Origin of the sequence: Mesorhizobium sp. M7A.F.Ca.ET.027.02.1.1, from assembly GCF_004022985.1 — a bacterium.
Classification (GTDB): domain Bacteria; phylum Pseudomonadota; class Alphaproteobacteria; order Rhizobiales; family Rhizobiaceae; genus Mesorhizobium.
The window spans coordinates 1-15,407 of sequence record NZ_RZOL01000120.1 but is presented as its reverse complement, the minus strand read 5'-3'; the positions used below and the strand labels follow the sequence as shown (position 1 = coordinate 15,407).

At 62.9% G+C, this 15,407-nt stretch carries 16 protein-coding genes and 1 pseudogene; 8 read left to right on the top strand and 9 right to left on the bottom strand.

The genetic code is table 11. From position 1 onward, the window contains the following. Nucleotides 1-493 (top strand): NAD(P)/FAD-dependent oxidoreductase (locus EN749_RS15390; protein ID WP_145990924.1); only part of this gene is annotated, 493 nt, incomplete at its 5' end. 3 nt (nt 494-496) lie between these two features. On the opposite strand, the gene EN749_RS15385 is transcribed toward EN749_RS15390, so the two are convergent. Beyond that, nucleotides 497-1,978, bottom strand: a complete 1,482-nt coding sequence (locus tag EN749_RS15385; RefSeq protein ID WP_128363445.1) for an MDR family MFS transporter — start codon at nt 1,976-1,978, stop codon at nt 497-499. Nucleotides 1,979-2,182: 204 nt separating this feature from the next. Further along, on the bottom strand, nt 2,183-2,821 hold the full coding sequence (locus EN749_RS15380; RefSeq protein WP_245481734.1) for a DUF922 domain-containing protein: 639 nt from the start codon (nt 2,819-2,821) through the stop codon (nt 2,183-2,185). Between the two features lie 124 nt (nt 2,822-2,945). Between EN749_RS15380 and folP the strand changes: the two genes are divergently transcribed. The 3 genes from folP to folK are packed head-to-tail and all read left to right on the top strand — an operon-like array spanning nt 2,946 to nt 4,656. After that, entirely contained in the window at nt 2,946-3,797 is an 852-nt protein-coding gene (folP, locus tag EN749_RS15375; protein WP_127810514.1) for a dihydropteroate synthase, read from the top strand. A gap of 3 nt (nt 3,798-3,800) precedes the next feature. Next, nucleotides 3,801-4,160, top strand: a complete 360-nt coding sequence (folB, locus tag EN749_RS15370; RefSeq protein WP_023813034.1) for a dihydroneopterin aldolase — start codon at nt 3,801-3,803, stop codon at nt 4,158-4,160. Then, complete coding sequence (gene folK, locus EN749_RS15365; protein ID WP_127272685.1) at nt 4,144-4,656, top strand: 2-amino-4-hydroxy-6-hydroxymethyldihydropteridine diphosphokinase; 513 nt, start codon at nt 4,144-4,146, stop codon at nt 4,654-4,656. The genes folB and folK overlap by 17 nt, the downstream gene beginning before the upstream one ends. 154 nt (nt 4,657-4,810) lie before the next feature. Here the strand turns inward: folK and EN749_RS15360 are convergent, their stop codons facing one another. Together EN749_RS15360 and EN749_RS15355 are read right to left on the bottom strand one after the other, a co-directional pair. Then, entirely contained in the window at nt 4,811-5,356 is a 546-nt protein-coding gene (locus EN749_RS15360; protein WP_127272684.1) for a DUF924 family protein, read from the bottom strand. A 14-nt stretch (nt 5,357-5,370) separates the two neighbouring features. Further along, nucleotides 5,371-7,206, bottom strand: a complete 1,836-nt coding sequence (locus EN749_RS15355) for a monovalent cation:proton antiporter-2 (CPA2) family protein (protein WP_128363444.1) — start codon at nt 7,204-7,206, stop codon at nt 5,371-5,373. Between the two features lie 160 nt (nt 7,207-7,366). Here EN749_RS15355 and EN749_RS15350 point away from each other — a divergent pair, with 160 nt between their 5' ends. The 3 genes from EN749_RS15350 (at nt 7,367) to EN749_RS15340 (ending at nt 10,074) form a co-directional block, all read left to right on the top strand. After that, nucleotides 7,367-8,356, top strand: a complete 990-nt coding sequence (locus EN749_RS15350) for an AraC family transcriptional regulator (protein ID WP_189367526.1) — start codon at nt 7,367-7,369, stop codon at nt 8,354-8,356. A gap of 60 nt (nt 8,357-8,416) precedes the next feature. Then, on the top strand, nt 8,417-9,625 hold the full coding sequence (locus EN749_RS15345) for an MFS transporter (protein ID WP_128289815.1): 1,209 nt from the start codon (nt 8,417-8,419) through the stop codon (nt 9,623-9,625). A 182-nt stretch (nt 9,626-9,807) separates the two neighbouring features. Beyond that, a complete protein-coding gene (locus tag EN749_RS15340) occupies nt 9,808-10,074 on the top strand; it encodes a hypothetical protein (RefSeq protein ID WP_127271315.1) in 267 nt (88 codons plus the stop codon). Between the two features lie 93 nt (nt 10,075-10,167). Here EN749_RS15340 and EN749_RS15335 read toward each other — a convergent pair whose 3' ends face one another. The 4 genes from EN749_RS15335 to EN749_RS15320 all read right to left on the bottom strand — a co-directional run bounded on the left by EN749_RS15335 (nt 10,168) and on the right by EN749_RS15320 (nt 13,987). Beyond that, on the bottom strand, nt 10,168-10,722 hold the full coding sequence (locus EN749_RS15335) for a hypothetical protein (protein WP_128363443.1): 555 nt from the start codon (nt 10,720-10,722) through the stop codon (nt 10,168-10,170). Nucleotides 10,723-10,856: 134 nt separating this feature from the next. Next, nucleotides 10,857-11,945, bottom strand: coding sequence for a YcjF family protein (locus EN749_RS15330; RefSeq protein ID WP_128363442.1), 1,089 nt, complete (start codon nt 11,943-11,945; stop codon nt 10,857-10,859). Then, nucleotides 11,942-13,420, bottom strand: coding sequence for a YcjX family protein (locus EN749_RS15325; protein ID WP_128363441.1), 1,479 nt, complete (start codon nt 13,418-13,420; stop codon nt 11,942-11,944). The genes EN749_RS15330 and EN749_RS15325 overlap by 4 nt, the downstream gene beginning before the upstream one ends. A gap of 63 nt (nt 13,421-13,483) precedes the next feature. Then, nucleotides 13,484-13,987 carry a histidine phosphatase family protein gene (locus EN749_RS15320; protein ID WP_127810508.1) on the bottom strand — a complete coding sequence of 168 codons (504 nt, stop codon included), beginning with the start codon at nt 13,985-13,987 and terminating at the stop codon, nt 13,484-13,486. A 330-nt stretch (nt 13,988-14,317) separates the two neighbouring features. Between EN749_RS15320 and dksA the strand changes: the two genes are divergently transcribed. Then, a complete protein-coding gene (dksA, locus tag EN749_RS15315) occupies nt 14,318-14,734 on the top strand; it encodes an RNA polymerase-binding protein DksA (RefSeq protein ID WP_013531862.1) in 417 nt (138 codons plus the stop codon). A 204-nt stretch (nt 14,735-14,938) separates the two neighbouring features. On the opposite strand, the pseudogene EN749_RS15310 reads toward dksA, so the two are convergent. Next, nucleotides 14,939-15,407, bottom strand: a pseudogene (locus EN749_RS15310) (hypothetical protein); the annotation flags it as partial.

Sequence of the window (15,407 nt, the reverse complement as noted above, 5' to 3'; positions counted from 1 at the left end):
TGTGACGCTTGTGCACCGGCGGCCCGAGTTCCGTGCCGCCCCCGACAGCGTCAACAAGATGTATGCCATGCACGAGATGAGGCAGCTGGAGTTCCAGGTCGGGCAGGTGACCGGATTGACCGGTGCCGACGGCCAACTGTCATCGGCCACCATCAAGGGACCTGACGGCGATGTCGAGGTGCCTTGCACGCGCATGCTGCCGTTCTTCGGCCTGACCATGAAGCTCGGACCGATCGCGGAGTGGGGTCTCAACCTTCACGAGAACCTTATTCCGGTCGATACCGAGAAGTTCCAGACATCGGTGCCCGGTATCTTCGCGGTCGGCGACATCAACTGGTATCCGGGCAAGCTGAAGCTGATCCTGTCTGGCTTCCACGAAGTGGCGCTGATGGCGCAGGCCGCCAAGCGCATCATCAGCCCCGGCGAGCGCATCGTTTTCCAGTACACGACCTCATCGACCAGCCTGCAGAAGAAGCTCGGCGTCTCCGGCTGAAGCTTACTCGGCGAGGATGGGCGCCGCATTGTCGGCGTAACCGCGAAGCTCCTTTTCGGGCATCAGCGTCAGCGTGATCAGCCCCAGCAGCAATGTAACGGCGGCGACGGCAAAGATCATCACGAACGGCTCGACCGTCGCGCTATGGCCCACGATCCGCACGCCTTCACCGGCAAGTGGCAAGCCGTAGCCCAGAGCGACCGCGCCGAGCATCGCGACACCAAGCGCACTGCCAAGCGAACGCAGGAATGTCAGCACGCCCGTCGCGACGCCGAGATGCACGCGATCGACGGCGTTCTGGACCGACACGGTGGTGACCGGAAACGTCGTTCCGGTTCCAAACCCGATGCAGATCGTCAAGACCTCTACCTCCAGCAGCGTTGCATATCCTGCGACGACGGCCAGCAGGCAGAGGCACAGCATGCTGAAGACGACGCCCACCATCGCGATGCGCTTGTAGTGGGAGAAATGCGGTATCACACGCCCGCTGAATGCCGCGCCGCCGACGGTCCCCAGCAGAAGCCCGAGCATCGCGATGCCCGACTCTGCAGCCGACAGGCCGAGCACCGCCTGAAGATAGACGGGCAGGTACACAGCCATGCCGACGCTTGCGGCCTGAAGCAGGAACATCGAAAGCGTGCCCGCCAGAACGATTGGATTGCCAAGCACTTCGAGTGAGATGAGCGGCTCGGCGGCTCGCATAAGCCGCAAGGCAAAAGCGCCCCAGAAAATCGCCGAACCGCAGAGAACGCCGATGACTTCAAGCGAAATCCAGGGATAGGCGCTGCCGCCCCAGTTCAATGCGAGCAGCAGCAGCGCCGTGGCAACGATCAGAAGCAACGCGCCCAGGCCGTCGATGCGATGGCGCTTTGCGGCAACCGGCAGTTTCTTGAGCGGCTTGTTGATGATCGCCATCGCAAGAACACCAAGCGGAATGTTGATCCAGAAGATCAGTGACCAGTGCAGGTGCTCGGCGAAAGTGCCGCCGAGCAACGGACCGGCAACGCTGGCGACAGCCCATGTTCCGGAGAACCAGGCGGCATAGCGTGCCCGCTCGCGCGGCGGAACGAGATCGCCGACGACGGTCTGCGTCAAAGCGAACAAGCCGCCGCCACCTGCGCCCTGGATCGCCCGCCCGACAACCAGCACAAACATGTTGGGAGCCATCGCACTGACCAGCGATCCCGCCAAAAAGATCAGGATCGCGGCATAGACAGTCGGCCGGCGGCCGTAGACGTCGGAAATCTTGCCGTAGAGCGGGGCCACGGCGGTAGCGGTCAGGAGATAACCGGTGACGATCCATGGCAGATAGTGTGCGTTTCCGAGCGCATGCCCAATGGTCGGCATGGCTGGCGCAACAATGGTCTGGTCGAGTGCCGCCAACAGCATCGACAACAGCACGCCGCCAATAATGGCGTTCTTTTCGCTCTCTGTTATCGGCGTGCCGGTTTCCGCCATCGTTTTGTTATCGACAGCCTGGTCCATGATCGTTCATCCATAAGCTTGCGATTTGACCGGCCCTGTTCAGCCGTTCCGGTTTCTTGACCGTTTGGATCGCATTGGTGTTTTAAGCTCGCGTCTGGCGAGCCTGACATATGTCGTCCCATATAGGCCGGTTTCGACAGGGGCTCGAAAGTTTTTCGAATCTGGCACTACCTTCGGCGATTTTGGCTTTCAGTTCGGGTGCGTTCAGGCCGGCGGCAGTCGGCCATTCCCGATGCGCTCCATGCGGTAGCGCAGCAGCCGCAAGATGCGGCTTTCGAAATTGACGCTTTCGACGCGGTCGAACTGAAGCTGGGCGCGGTCGTGCCTGGCCAGAACAGCCGCGGTGATGGCTGCCGCCTTGGCCTTGGCGGCGTCGCAGTTCTTTTGCGGGTAGGTGGCCTTCAAGGCCTCTTCGAGTTCGCCGCCATGGTTCTTGGCGATTTCGACATGGCGCTCCTCATGGCGCTTGATGTCGGCGGACAGCGTATCCCAGAACAGCCTGACATCGGCATCGGCCTTGCGCGGGCGCCGCCACTCGGGAAGGATCACCTTCACTTTGACGGTCACCGCCGCGTCGGCGATCCGGCAGGAATTCGGCGTCTGCGCATAGCTGACACGGGTGGTGAAGGCCATTTGCGTGGCGCCCGGGTGCCGGTTGCCGGTACTTTTCACCTCCGGCCCGCGTTTGGAGAGTTGTGCCTCGATATCGTCGAGGGTGCTGCCGCCGATGGCGAAATAGCTGTACGTCTTGACGAGATTGGCGGTCGCCGCCGGAAGCGGGGTCATGGCGAGCAGCAGCGCGCAAGCCAAGGATCGTTTCACGCCCAGGGACCGTCTTTTCATGCCAAGCATGGCTCGCTTCATCATGTTGCCTCTTCGATCACCTTGCTTTACGGCCGTTGCCGGCGCAATGAAATTGATCCGCCAGGGATCACACATGATTGATGAACTCCATGGTCGATGAGCAATGACGGCCCGGCGATGGCAGTTGGCGCATGGACGCCATCTCGACCTTGGCGGCAAGGCCGTGGTCGTCGGCATCCTCAATGTCACGCCCGATAGCTTTTCCGACGGCGGCCAGTTCGACGCCCCTGAAAAGGCGCTGGCCCAGGCGCGCCGCATGATCGGGGAAGGGGCACTGGTTGTCGATGTCGGCGGAGAATCGACGCGCCCAGGTGCTGCCGCGGTATCGGCCAGCCAGGAACAGGAGCGCATCCTGCCGGTGATCGAAGCGCTGGCGGGCGTGAGCGAGGTGCTGATTTCGGTCGACACCTATCGTGCCGACACGGCGCGGCTGGCGGTAGCCGGCGGCGCGCATATCGTCAACGATGTCTGGGGTTTGCAGCGCGAGCCCGAGATTGCGCGTGTCGCCGCCGACACCGGCGCGGGGCTTGTCATCATGCATACTGGGCGGGATCGCCAGAAGCTGCCGGATGCGATTGCCGATCAACTGACGTTCCTGCGAAGGTCGCTGGAAATCGCCCGCCAGAACGGCATCGCCGACGATCGTATCGTGCTCGATCCCGGTTTCGGATTCGCCAAGGAGACGGCGGAGGAAAATCTCGACCTGATGGCACGCTTTTCGGAATTGCATGCCCTCGGCCTGCCGCTGATGGCCGGTACGTCGCGAAAACGCTTCATCGGCACGGTCACCGGCCGTGATGCCGCCGACAGAGGGGTCGGAACAGCGGCGACCAGCGTTATATTGAGGCTCCAGGGCGCCGATCTGTTTCGCGTCCACGATGTCGCATTCAACGTGGACGCTTTGGCGCTCGCGGATGCTATGCTGGCGCGTCGGACGGACCAGGCGAGAAACTGAGCGATGTATGTCATCCGCATGAAGAACTGCGCTTTCTTTGCCCGGCACGGCGTGCTGGACGAGGAGGAAAGGCTCGGCCAGCGCTTCTATGTCGATGCTGTTCTCACCGTCGATCCAGGCCGCGCACTTGCCGAGGATTCGATCGAGGATACAGTCCACTACGGCATTGCATTCACCGTCATTGAGAAGATCATCACCGGGCAGCGCCGTTTTCTGATCGAGTCGCTGGCGCTCGAAGTGGCCCGTGCGCTGACGGCGCGTTTTCCGCAGATAAAGAAAGCCGAGATCACGGTGCGCAAGCCGAACGCACCGGTGCCCGGCGTGCTCGATTATGTCGAGGTGACCGTTGTCTGGCCCGAATAGTACCGTTTATCTCAGCCTTGGCGGCAATCTTGGCGATCCGGCGAAATCCATGGGCGCGGCGCTGCGCATGCTGGATGCCGACGCGGATACGCGCGTCACCGGCGTCTCCTCGCTTTATCGCACGCCGCCATGGGGCAAGCTCGATCAGCCGGATTTTCTCAATGCGGCCGCCGAAATTTCCACCGTGCTTGCACCGCGTGCCTTGCTCGACCTCTGCCTCGATGCGGAGCGCAAGCTGAAGCGTGTCCGGGAGGAGCGCTGGGGGCCGCGGCTGATCGATATCGACATTCTGGTGTTCGGCGACCGCGTCATCCACGAGACCGGACTGGAGGTGCCGCATCCGCGCATGCTGGAGCGCGCCTTCGTGCTGGCGCCGCTGGCCGAGATCGCGCCCGGCCTGGTTGTCAGCGGTCGCAGCATCACCGACCGCCTGGTCGCCGTCGATACTTCAGGCATCGAGCGATTGTCCTCCGGCCGGGATTGGTGGTTGGCCTAGGTGCGTTGATATTCAGGTGATGCCGGCCTGCAAACGGCGAGTTCCTGCGCTTCCGGTGCTCACGTACCCAAATGTACGCTCCGCTCCGGTTCTCGGAACCCACCGTTTTCGACTCGGCCTGACCTGAATCTCAACACACCTTGGAGCGGGGTCTTTAACCGGAGAAACCGCCGCCATCCAGGAACGTCTGCTCCTGCGGGGTGGTTTCGCGGCCAAGCATCTTGTTTCGGTGCGGAAAACGGCCGAAATTCTGAATGATATCGCGGTGTTCGACAGCGTACTTCAGGTATGGCTCGGCCCAGGCCTGCGTCAGTTCGACCGAAATGTCCTGGTCGGCCAGCAGTTCCGAATGCTCGTAAGGCAGGTAGAGGAAAACGCGGAGTTCTTCCTCGAGTGCCAGGTCATGACCAGCCGCGATCGCCCTCTCCGCGAAATATCTGGCGAGCGGATCGGTCGCGTACATATGGCCGGTGCCGCGAAAACAGTTCCGCGGAAACTGGTCGAGCAGGATCATCAGCGCCAGCGCGCCTTCGGCATGTTCCAGCCAGTCGTCGCATTCACGCCGCGCGGCGGCGTAGTGCAGGCCGAGAAAGCGGTCGCGGAACTCGGCATCGAATGCCTCGTTCTTCTCGAACCAGGCATCCTCGCCGGCATCGCGCCAGAATTTGGTGACCGACAGGGCCCTGCTGTCCAATTCCATGCCTAATTCCTTGCTCAATCGGCGGGTTCGGACTTGTGCAGCACACCCGCGGTTTCTTCATTGAGTGCCTGACCAGGCCGGCGCGGCGTGGAGAGCGGTGTCGGAATCGGCGTACCGATATTGCCTCTCAGGAAGCGCTGTCCGGCGCGAATGCCTTCGGCAAGCTGGGTTTCGAAGCGATCGGTGTCGCGGCGCCTGACGTCTTCGATCGTTTCAGCCACGTCTTCGGGATCGACGCCCAGCGATTCCAGGGCCGAGCCGCCGAAAACAAGTGCGGATTCGAAGGTTTCGCGCAGCTGGTAGTCGACGCCGGCGCGAATGAGCTGCAGCGCGGTACCACGATCGAAAGCGCGGGCCAGCACGGTGAGCAAAGGAAACTCAGCCTTGATGAGCTCCGCGATGCGAACAGCCACATCGGCCTTGTCGACGCAGATCAGCACGGCGCGCGCACGGCCGGCGCCGGCGGCATGCAGGATGTCCAGTCGCGTGCCGTCGCCATAATAGACCTTGAAGCCGAAATCGGCCGCCGCCTGGATCATTTCGACGTCATTGTCGATGATCGAGACGTCGATGCCGCGCAGCAGCAGCGGCTGGCTCGCGATCTGGCCGAAGCGGCCGAAACCAATGACCAGCACGCTGCCGGTCAGGCCCTCGGCGACATCGACCCCGTCGAGCGACTGCTCGTCACGCGGCGTCAGATAGCGCAAGGCGATGATGGCCAGCGGCGTCAGTACCATGGAGATGATGACGATCGCCGTCAGCGTCGCGTTGGCCTGGCCGTCGATGATGCCGACCGCCGCGGCCGCCGAGTAAAGGACAAAGGCGAATTCGCCGCCTTGTGCCATGAAGACCGCGCGCTCCAGGGCTTCGCGGTGGCCTGATTTCAGGATGCGGGCGACGATGTAGATACCGAATGCCTTCATCACCATGTAGGCGACGACATAGATGGCGATCAGCCGCCAGTTCGCCGCGACCACATGCAGGTCGAGCGACATGCCTACCGCGAGAAAGAACAGGCCAAGCAGGATGCCGCGGAAGGGTTCGATGTCGGCTTCGAGTTGGTGGCGGAAGGTTGATTCGGACAAGAGCACGCCGGCCAGGAAGGCACCCATCGCCATCGACAGGCCGCTGAGCTGCATGGCGAGGGCGGACCCAAGGACGACCAGAAGTGCCGCCGCCGTCATCACTTCACGGGCACGGGCATCCGCCAGGATGCGGAAGAACGGGTTGAGCAGATAACGGCCGGCCACCACCAGGCCGACGATTGCGGCAAGGCCGATGCCGATTTCGGTCAGCCGCTCCATCAGGCTGGTGTCGGCACCGCCGGGCGCCAGGAACGCGATCAGCGCCAGCAGCGGCACGATGGCAAGGTCCTCGAGCAGCAGCACCGATACGATGCGCTGTCCTTTCGGTGCAGCGATCTCGCCGCGTTCCTCCAGAAGCTGCATGACGATCGCCGTCGAGGTCAGCACGAAGCCGGCGCCGGCGACGAAGGATTGCGCGATCGGAAACCCTCCGGCCATGCCGACACCGGTCAACAGCAGCGCGCAGACGCCGACCTGCAGCGCACCGAGGCCAAAGATCTCACGGCGCAGGCCCCACAGCCGCGACGGCTGCATTTCCAGCCCAATGATGAACAGGAACATCACCACACCGAGCTCGGCGACATGAAGAATGGCTTCCGATTCGGAAAAGACGCCGAGGCCGAACGGACCGATCACCACGCCGGCGGCCAGATAGCCGAGGATCGAGCCAAGGCCCATGCGCTTGAAGATCGGAACGGCAACGACGCCGGCAGCAAGCAGTGCCACCACCTGAACCAGATCACTGCCCGATGCTTCCGCCGCCATGCCTCTTGTCCCTGTGTGTAGCAGAACTCCTTGCATGCAGTTGGAGTGGGAGGCAAGGCGAGAAATCTGCCGGGAGGGGTAGGGTGCCGCTGCAACGATTTACTTTGTGGAACAACGGTCCCCGCTTGCCTGCCGGACGTTCGGCATCTATATCAGGTATATGCCTGACTATTCGTCCCGGCCGTCTTCGACGCCACATATCCCGATGGATGCGCTCAGCGAAGTTCTGCAAGACTTTCGCTTGAGTGGTGTCAACTATGGCCGCTGCGAGCTCCGGCACCCATGGAGCATAGACTTTCCGCAACAACAGCTGCTTCGGTTTCACTTTGTCGGCCAGGGCCCGTGTTGGATTCATACTGAATCGCAAGGCTGGCAGGAGTTACGCGATGGCGATCTGGTGCTGTTGCCACAAGGCATCGCCCATCGGCTGGCGAGCGCGCCGGACGTTGCAGGGGACTCGCTCGAAGGTTGCAAGGTGATCAAGTTGGGGGGCAACGTCTGCGAAGTAGTACGGCAAGGAACGGGCGCGACGAGCACCCTTTTCTGCGGCTCCATGGCCTTGGATTCCTATGCGCTCAACCCATTGATCACGTTGATGCCGCCTGTCATCAAGGGTTGCGACGTGGCCGGCAATGACCCGGTCGTCGGTCCTTTGCTGGCGGCCATGACGGTGGAGGCCTCGCAACCGCAGATGGGCAGCGCCACGATTCTGTCGCGTATGGCCGACTTGCTGACGGCCCGGCTCATACGCTGCTGGGTCAATTGCAACGGAGCCTCGACCACCGGTTGGCTCGCAGCCATCCGCGACCCCCATATAGGCCGCGCTTTGGCGGCCATGCACCGCGACCCCGGCCACAACTGGACGCTGGGAAGCCTGGCCGGCGTGGCAGGCCAATCGCGTTCGATTTTCGCCGAACGTTTCAGTGCGGTATTGGGAGAGGGTGCCGCACACTATCTCGCCCGCCTGCGCATGCAGCTTGCCCGCGAATTGCTGGGCCAAAACGGCTTGTCGGTTGCCGAAGTCGCTACCCGTTTGGGATATGATTCCGAGGCATCCTTCGCGCGCGCGTTCAAGCGCATCACCAATGTCTCGCCGGGCGTTGTGCGCCGCACAATTCCCGGACGAATGGATATGAATTTCGGATTCTAAGATACATATCATCCGAGCGGACTCGCCTATTTAAGACCTCCAAACTTTGGAGATCTTTCCGTGACTGACACAACATTACAGCTTGAAGACGCCGCGATTGGCCTTGATGCCGATGCACCAGCCGCATGGAGCGCAGCCACCTGGTTCGCGGTCATTTCATTGGCGGCCACCAGCTTTGCCCTGGTGTCGGCCGAATTCCTGCCCGCAGGTCTGCTGACGCCAATGGCACGCGATCTCGGCATCAGCGAGGGGACGGCCGGCCAGGTCGTCACCGCCACCGCTTCCGTCGGCGCTGTGACGGCCATGTTGAGCAATGTTCTCATCGGCCGCTTGAATCGCAAGGCGGTGCTGGTTGGTCTCAGCGCCCTCGCGGTCGGTTCCAATATCCTGGCGGCGCTGGCGACCGATTTCTGGCTGTTGCTGTTGGGCCGGGCCGGGCTGGGCATCGCTCTCAGCGCTTTCTGGGCACTTTCGGTCGCCGTCGTGGCGAGGCTGGTTGGCGCCAATGCGACAGGTCGGGGCATGGCGATCGTCACCCTCGGCGTCTCGCTTGCCACCATTGCCGCACCGTCGATGGGCGCGCTGATCAGTGACTGGATTGGGTGGCGCAGTGCCATGGCCATGACGGCGGGGCTGGCCGCGCTTGCCATGCTGCTGCAGCTTCTCAGCCTGCCGACCTTGCCTGCAACGGCAAGCAACAGCCTTGCAGATGTATTTCGGCTGACCCGGCGGCGCGGCATCCAACTCGGCATGCTGGCCATTGTTTTGCTGATGACGGGGCATTTTGCCGGCTCGGTCTATGTGCGTCCCTTCCTCGAACAGGTGACACTCCTTACAACCGGACCGATTGCCCTGGCTCTGCTCGGGTTTGGCATCGCTGCCGTGATCGGTAATGTTGCCGGCGGCCGCATGGCCGACACCAACATCCACATGGCCCTCGCAGTCACCGCAGCGTTGATGGCGGTTGCGGCACTTACTTTGCTGCTTTGGGGCTCGCATATCGGCGTTGCCTTCGGCTTCGTTACGCTGTGGGGTTTCGCCTTTGGCATGGCGCCGGTGGTGCTGCCGACCAATATGTCGCGCGCGGCGCCTGATGCGCTGGAGGCAGCGGGCAGCCTGATGGTCACCTCTTTCCAAATTGCCATCACCATCGGCGCGGTTGTCGGCGGCTATGTCGTGGACACCTATGGCGCGACCGGGCCTTTGACTCTGACTGCTGTCCTTGCCGCATCGACCGCCGTCTTGGCGCTGCTGCAGCCACGCAGCTGAACTTTGCTGCCGCCGATAAAATAGCCTGAATCCGGGCCGCCGCCGATGTTGCAGGCGCGATACACAAGTTGAGGCCGGGAACACGTTGCATCTTGCCGCAATCGAAGGCTAAGGACGCTCGGCTTCGGCCATTGGAGGGTGATCGACGATCAAGTCGCGCCCTTTTTGAGGAGATGACTGACATGAAGAAGTTTTTGTTTGTTGCCGTCGGCCTGGCGGTGCTTGCCGGTTCGGCTTGCTCGAAGGCGCCCGAGTGCACGGCGGAAATCGCGACCAAGAAGGCGCAGGACATGGCTACCGCGCTGCAGGAAGCGATTACCAAGGACCCGTCCAAAGCGGCTGATCTGACGGCCAAGGTCCAGGCGGTGACAACCAAGTATCAGGGCGCTACGACATTGGCCGACGCCTGCAAGGCCTATGACGAACTGACGGCCACAATCAAAGGCTAACGCCCTGATTTGAGATCAAGGCCTAAGCGCCTGATTCGATTGGTCAAGGGAGAGGGCGGTGACCGTTGGGTCGCCGCCTTTTTTTCGGATTTTTCAGTTCGGCGCGATGGAGCCGACTTCGACTGCGTCGACGCGCTTCAGGCTCATGCCGATCACCGGCACCAATTGGTCGTCGACGCGCACGGCAATAGTCACTGTCATCGAATTGTCGTCAGGGATGCGAGCCTGCATGACGCCGCGGAGCTGGTTGCGGTTGATGGTGAAGACCACTTTGCGGGGATCGACGACGTTGCCGCCGATGATGTCGAGGCCGGAACCGGCCGCGCCACCCATAAAGCTGCCCTTGTAGCCCTCGCGGCCCTTGCGCTCGATCTTGGCCGACATCTGCTGGGTGAACATGCCAACCCGGCAGCCGCCGTCGAGCGACATGCCGACCTTGCGGTCGGGCGTCGAGCCGGTGAAGCTGCAGTTGAACTTGGTGCCTTTGTACTTGCCGGCGACAATTTCGCCGGGTCCGATCCACTTGCCTTCTGCCGCCTGGAAGAACTGCTTGTCCGGCTCCGCCGCAGAGGCCACTCCGGCAAGGCCGACGACTGCCGCAATCACCGTTGCCAGGGGCAGGACGCTGGATAGAATTACGCTTTTCATCGACGACACCCGGCAACAAAGATGCTGTTTGGAACCCGTCTGACCATGAACAAGATTGGTTAATGCTTCGTCACCGCGAGGCCGCCGCAAAGCAGTCCGGTAACAATTCCGAAGATCCAGACACTCCAGCCGGCTCACTTGCCGGATCGGGTCGTTTCACCGTCTTTCCTGGTTGCGAACGATGTCAGCGCCGAGAGGAAGTCGCCCAATCCGGGACGCTTGGCGGCGCTGAAGGGCAGGGGTCGCGCCGTCTCCATCGCGGCGATGCCGATGCGCGCCGTCATCATGCCGTTGACGACGCCCTCGCCAAGCTTGGCCGAAAGGCGCGCGGCCAGGCCGTGGCCGACGATCTGCTGGACGAAACTGTCACCGACGGCGATCGAGCCGGTGACCGCCAGATGCGCCAGCACGCTGCGCGCCAGGCGGAAGAAACCCAGCGTTCCGGGCCGTCCGCCATAGAGTTCCGACAGACGGCGAATGAGCCGCCCGGCCTCGAACACGACATAGGCGACATCGACCAGTGCGCGCGGGCTGACCGCCGTCACCAGCGAAACGCGTTTGGCGGCTTCGAGAATCATCACCTTCGCCCTAGCATCGAGAGGGCCCAGAATTTCTGCCTCGGCCAGGCGCACGAGATTGCCGCCGTCGATGATTTCGCTGCGCAGTTCGGCCAGCGCGCGCCGGCCGGCCGCGGTCTCGGGTTTGGCCGCGACAAAGGCCGACAGCTCGTCGACGACCGATCGTGCCGCCTTGGGATCGTCACGCTCGATTGCGTCGAGCGCCCGTTTCTGCAGCTTTTCGACCTCGGCGAGACGGGCGATCGCCAGGAATTCGCGAATCAGGATCACCACAAGCGCCAGCACGGCGATGGCAGCCATGCCGGCGGCCAGCCAGCCCAGCCATTCGGCGCGCGCAAAGAGGTCGCGTATGAGCTGGTCGGTCCACAAGCCGACAGCCAGCGAAACCAGCACGCCAAAGGCGCCGAAGAAGATGCTGCCGAGCAGCGAGCGTTTCCTGGGCGCGATGGCCGGTGGCGGCTCCGCGGCAATGATGTCGGGCTCGTCGAAGACATCGACTTCCGCCGGGAGGACCATCGCGACATCGGTCTTCATCGCGCGCGGTTTGCGCTGGGCATCGGCCTGGGGGCGCGGTTGTGGGTGCATTTGTCTTGATGTGGCTTCCGGCTCGATGCGGAATGCCGCCGGCTTGCGGGGCGCGATCATGCCAAATGATCTCCAATCAGGAACTGCAAGGCACGGTCGAGTCTGATATGCGGCAGCGACAGGGTGATACCTTCGGCCGTGCGTTCTAGCTTTGGGGGACGGAAACGGACGAAGCGGATTGCAGGGTCCGCGGCATCCTGCTTGTGATCGGCTCCCGAAAGATCAAAAACCGCATCAATTTTCTCCGGTAAATCACCAGGAAATATGGCTGTTTCAGTTTTTCCATCGAAGGTTTCGCCGTTGATCTTCTCGCCGGCGATCGGCGTCCCGACAATGACTGGCAACGTCTCTCGGCCTTGCTTGACGGTGCCTTCGCGCGTCGCGCGCACCGCCGCCATGGCGACCACATCGACGTCGGCGCCGGTGAAATTCGCCCGTGCCACGGCGCGGTCGGCAAGCCGCCGCACGATCGACTGCAGGCGGTCATGGCTTTCGTGATGCAGATGGTCGGCTTTGGTCGCGGCAACCAGGATGCGGTCGATCCGCCGCGAGAACAGGTCGGTGAGGAAGCTGCCCCGGCCGGGTCGGAAACAGCTGAGGATCTCGGTTACCGCGCGTTCCAGGTCGGCCATGGCGCCGGGGCCGGCGTTCAGCGCCTGCATGGCGTCGATCAGCACGATCTGGCGATCGAGGCGGGTGATGTGTTCGCGGAAGAAGGGTTTGACGACATGGGTCTTGTAGGCCTCGTAGCGCCGGTCCATCATGGCGTGCAGCGACCCTGCGCGCGGACGCCTGTCGCCGATCCCGGCCAGGGGCGCGAAAGTCAGTGCCGGCGAGCCTTCGAGATCGCCCGGCATCAGGAAACGGCCGGGCGGCAAGGTCGAAAGCGCCCGCTCGTCGAGCTTGCAGGCCTTCAGATAGGCGGCGAAGCTTTCGGCCAGGCGGCGCGCCGTCATCTCGTCGGCATCGGCGTCCGGATCGATCCCAGCCGACAGCGCCCGCCAGGCCTGCGACAGGTCCTCGCGCACCGGCAGAACGGCCATTTCAAAGGCTTCGTGCGAAAAATCGGCGAAGGATTTGCCGAGCAGGGGCAGATCGAGCAGCCATTCGCCGGGATAATCGACGATATCGACCGACAGTCTGCCTGAAGAAAACATGCGGCTCCAGCCGGAAGCCGATTCATATTCGATGGTCAGCCGCAGTTCCGAAATGGCGCGCGTCGAATCGGGCCAGGCACGATCGTTGACCAGGGCGGCGATGTGGTCCTCGTACTGGAAACGCGGCACCGCGTCGTCGGGCTGCTGCTCGAGGAAGGCGCGGGCGATGCGCCCAGATTTCTGCGCCTCGAACAGCGGCAGGCGGCCGCCATGGATCAAATTGTGGACTAGGGCCGATATGAACACCGTTTTGCCGGCGCGGGACAATCCGGTCACGCCGAGGCGCAGCGATGGGGAAAAAAGCCCGGTGGCGCGGCCTGACAGCGTGTCGAGGGCAATCCTCGCCTCGTCGGTGAAGGTGGTCAGCGATGATGCCAAAATATGCTCTCTCGGACTTCGGTCCGCCCGATATAGGCTCTACAACCAGGCTTTGAAATGGCTTCAGAGATCGGCCGGCGTCAGGAACGCTTCGAGATAGCCGGCGCCTTGGGCGGCGCTGGCAAGATCGCCGTCGAAGCGGACGACCGCCAGGCCCGCGGTCGGAAACCCGTGGTTCAGCGTGGCCCGCGCGGTTTCGTCGCCGTCGCCCGAAACTGCCATGGTGAGGTCTTCCATCATCGGGTTGTGGCCAATGACCAGCAATGAGCCCGATCCGCCATTGTCGCGGATAAGGTGGAGGTAACCGGCCGCGTCCGCGCTGTAGAGCGCGTCGAAGAACAGGACCCGGCCGGTGTCGGTCTGGCCGGCCAGGCTTTCCAGCGTCTCCTTGGCGCGTTTGGCATTGGAGCAGAGCGTGCGGTCCGGAACATAGAGGCGGGAGCGCATGGCGGCGCCCATCATTTCGGCATCGGAACGGCCGGACGCGTCGAGCGGGCGATCGAAATCCCGCATGCCGGGCAGTGCCCAGCCAGCCTTTGCATGTCGCAACAGATAAAGCCTGCTCACCCAACCTCCGAATGCCGAAGCCTCCCGGGATTAGCCACGAGAACGGCGTTGCGCACAATGCCCGTGCTCTTCAAACACAGCGAATCACCCAATGCTGCTTGCTGCAAAGGCGCTTGCGTATCGCCCCGGGATCACGGCCGATCTCGGAAAGCATGTGCCACCGGATCCAAAGTGTCTCGGCGGAGTTTGTACCAAAGCGACCGTACGCGGCTGCAAAGACCCGTGGCGGGGTACTTTAACAATTGCGTGAAACAGCGGCCGATTGCGCTTGTGCAGGCGTCGGACGACGAATATATAGGCGCCAAATTTGGGGCAGTTTGGGTGAGTCGAATGAACGACATCGTTACCGCCGATTACGTACCCTCCGAAGACGAGCCGTTCATGAACGAGCGGCAGAAATCCTACTTCCGCTCAAAGCTCGTCACCTGGAAGAATGACATATTGCGCGAAGCGCGCGAAACACTGGAAATCCTGCAGCAAGAAAACGCCAACCACCCCGATCTGGCCGACCGCGCCTCTTCGGAAACCGACCGTGCCATCGAACTCAGGGCCCGTGACCGTCAGCGCAAGCTCATTGCAAAGATCGACTCCGCCCTGCAGCGCATCGACGAAGGCACTTACGGCTATTGCGAAGAGACCGGCGAGCCGATCGCGCTGAAGCGGCTCGATGCGCGTCCGATCGCGACATTGTCGATCGAAGCGCAGGAGCGGCATGAGCGCCGCGAAAAAGTCTATCGCGACGACTGAAGGTCAAGGCCGGCGGCGCACGGCCGGCTGTCCCGAACGAACTCGATCCTGAAAATGGCCGGTTTTCCGGCCATTTCTATTGGTGCGGCATCCACCGCTCTGAGGCGTGCGAAGGCCGCAAACCCTTGATATTTGGCGCTTGGACGAGGTGGTTCGGCAGCGGACCGGCGACGATGTTTCGCGGGATAGCGACCCGGCCGCCGCTCATCTCTTCTGACTGGAGAGCTCGCCGAGAAGCTTGGTCATCTCGTCGTCGAGCGACTGCGGCGCCGCCGGCTTGCCCACGGGGCCGCCCGAACGGGGCTGGTCCAGCGACACTTCGAGCTCCCTCATCAGCGTGTCGTCGATGCTGTCTTGCACCGGCTGCGGTGGTGGCGGGGCGTGCCGGGCGGTGTTGGCATTGGCGGAGCCGTAGGCCGGCAACGGCGTGACATTGGTCGGCTGATAGCTTTGCGTTGCCGGCTTCGGTGCAGGTGCCGGCGGCGCTGTTGGACGCGGGCGGGCGGGCGTCGTGTTCACCGGCTGTGGAGCGGGTGCCTGTCTGGCCGGCGGCGGAGCGGGTTGCGGCGGACGTGGCCTTGTTGCTGCCGGGGCCGCGGTGGCCGGGACCGGCTGCAAGCCACCGTCTCCAGTCAATGCCGGCCGGCGTAGCGCCGAAAGTCGGATATCGCGC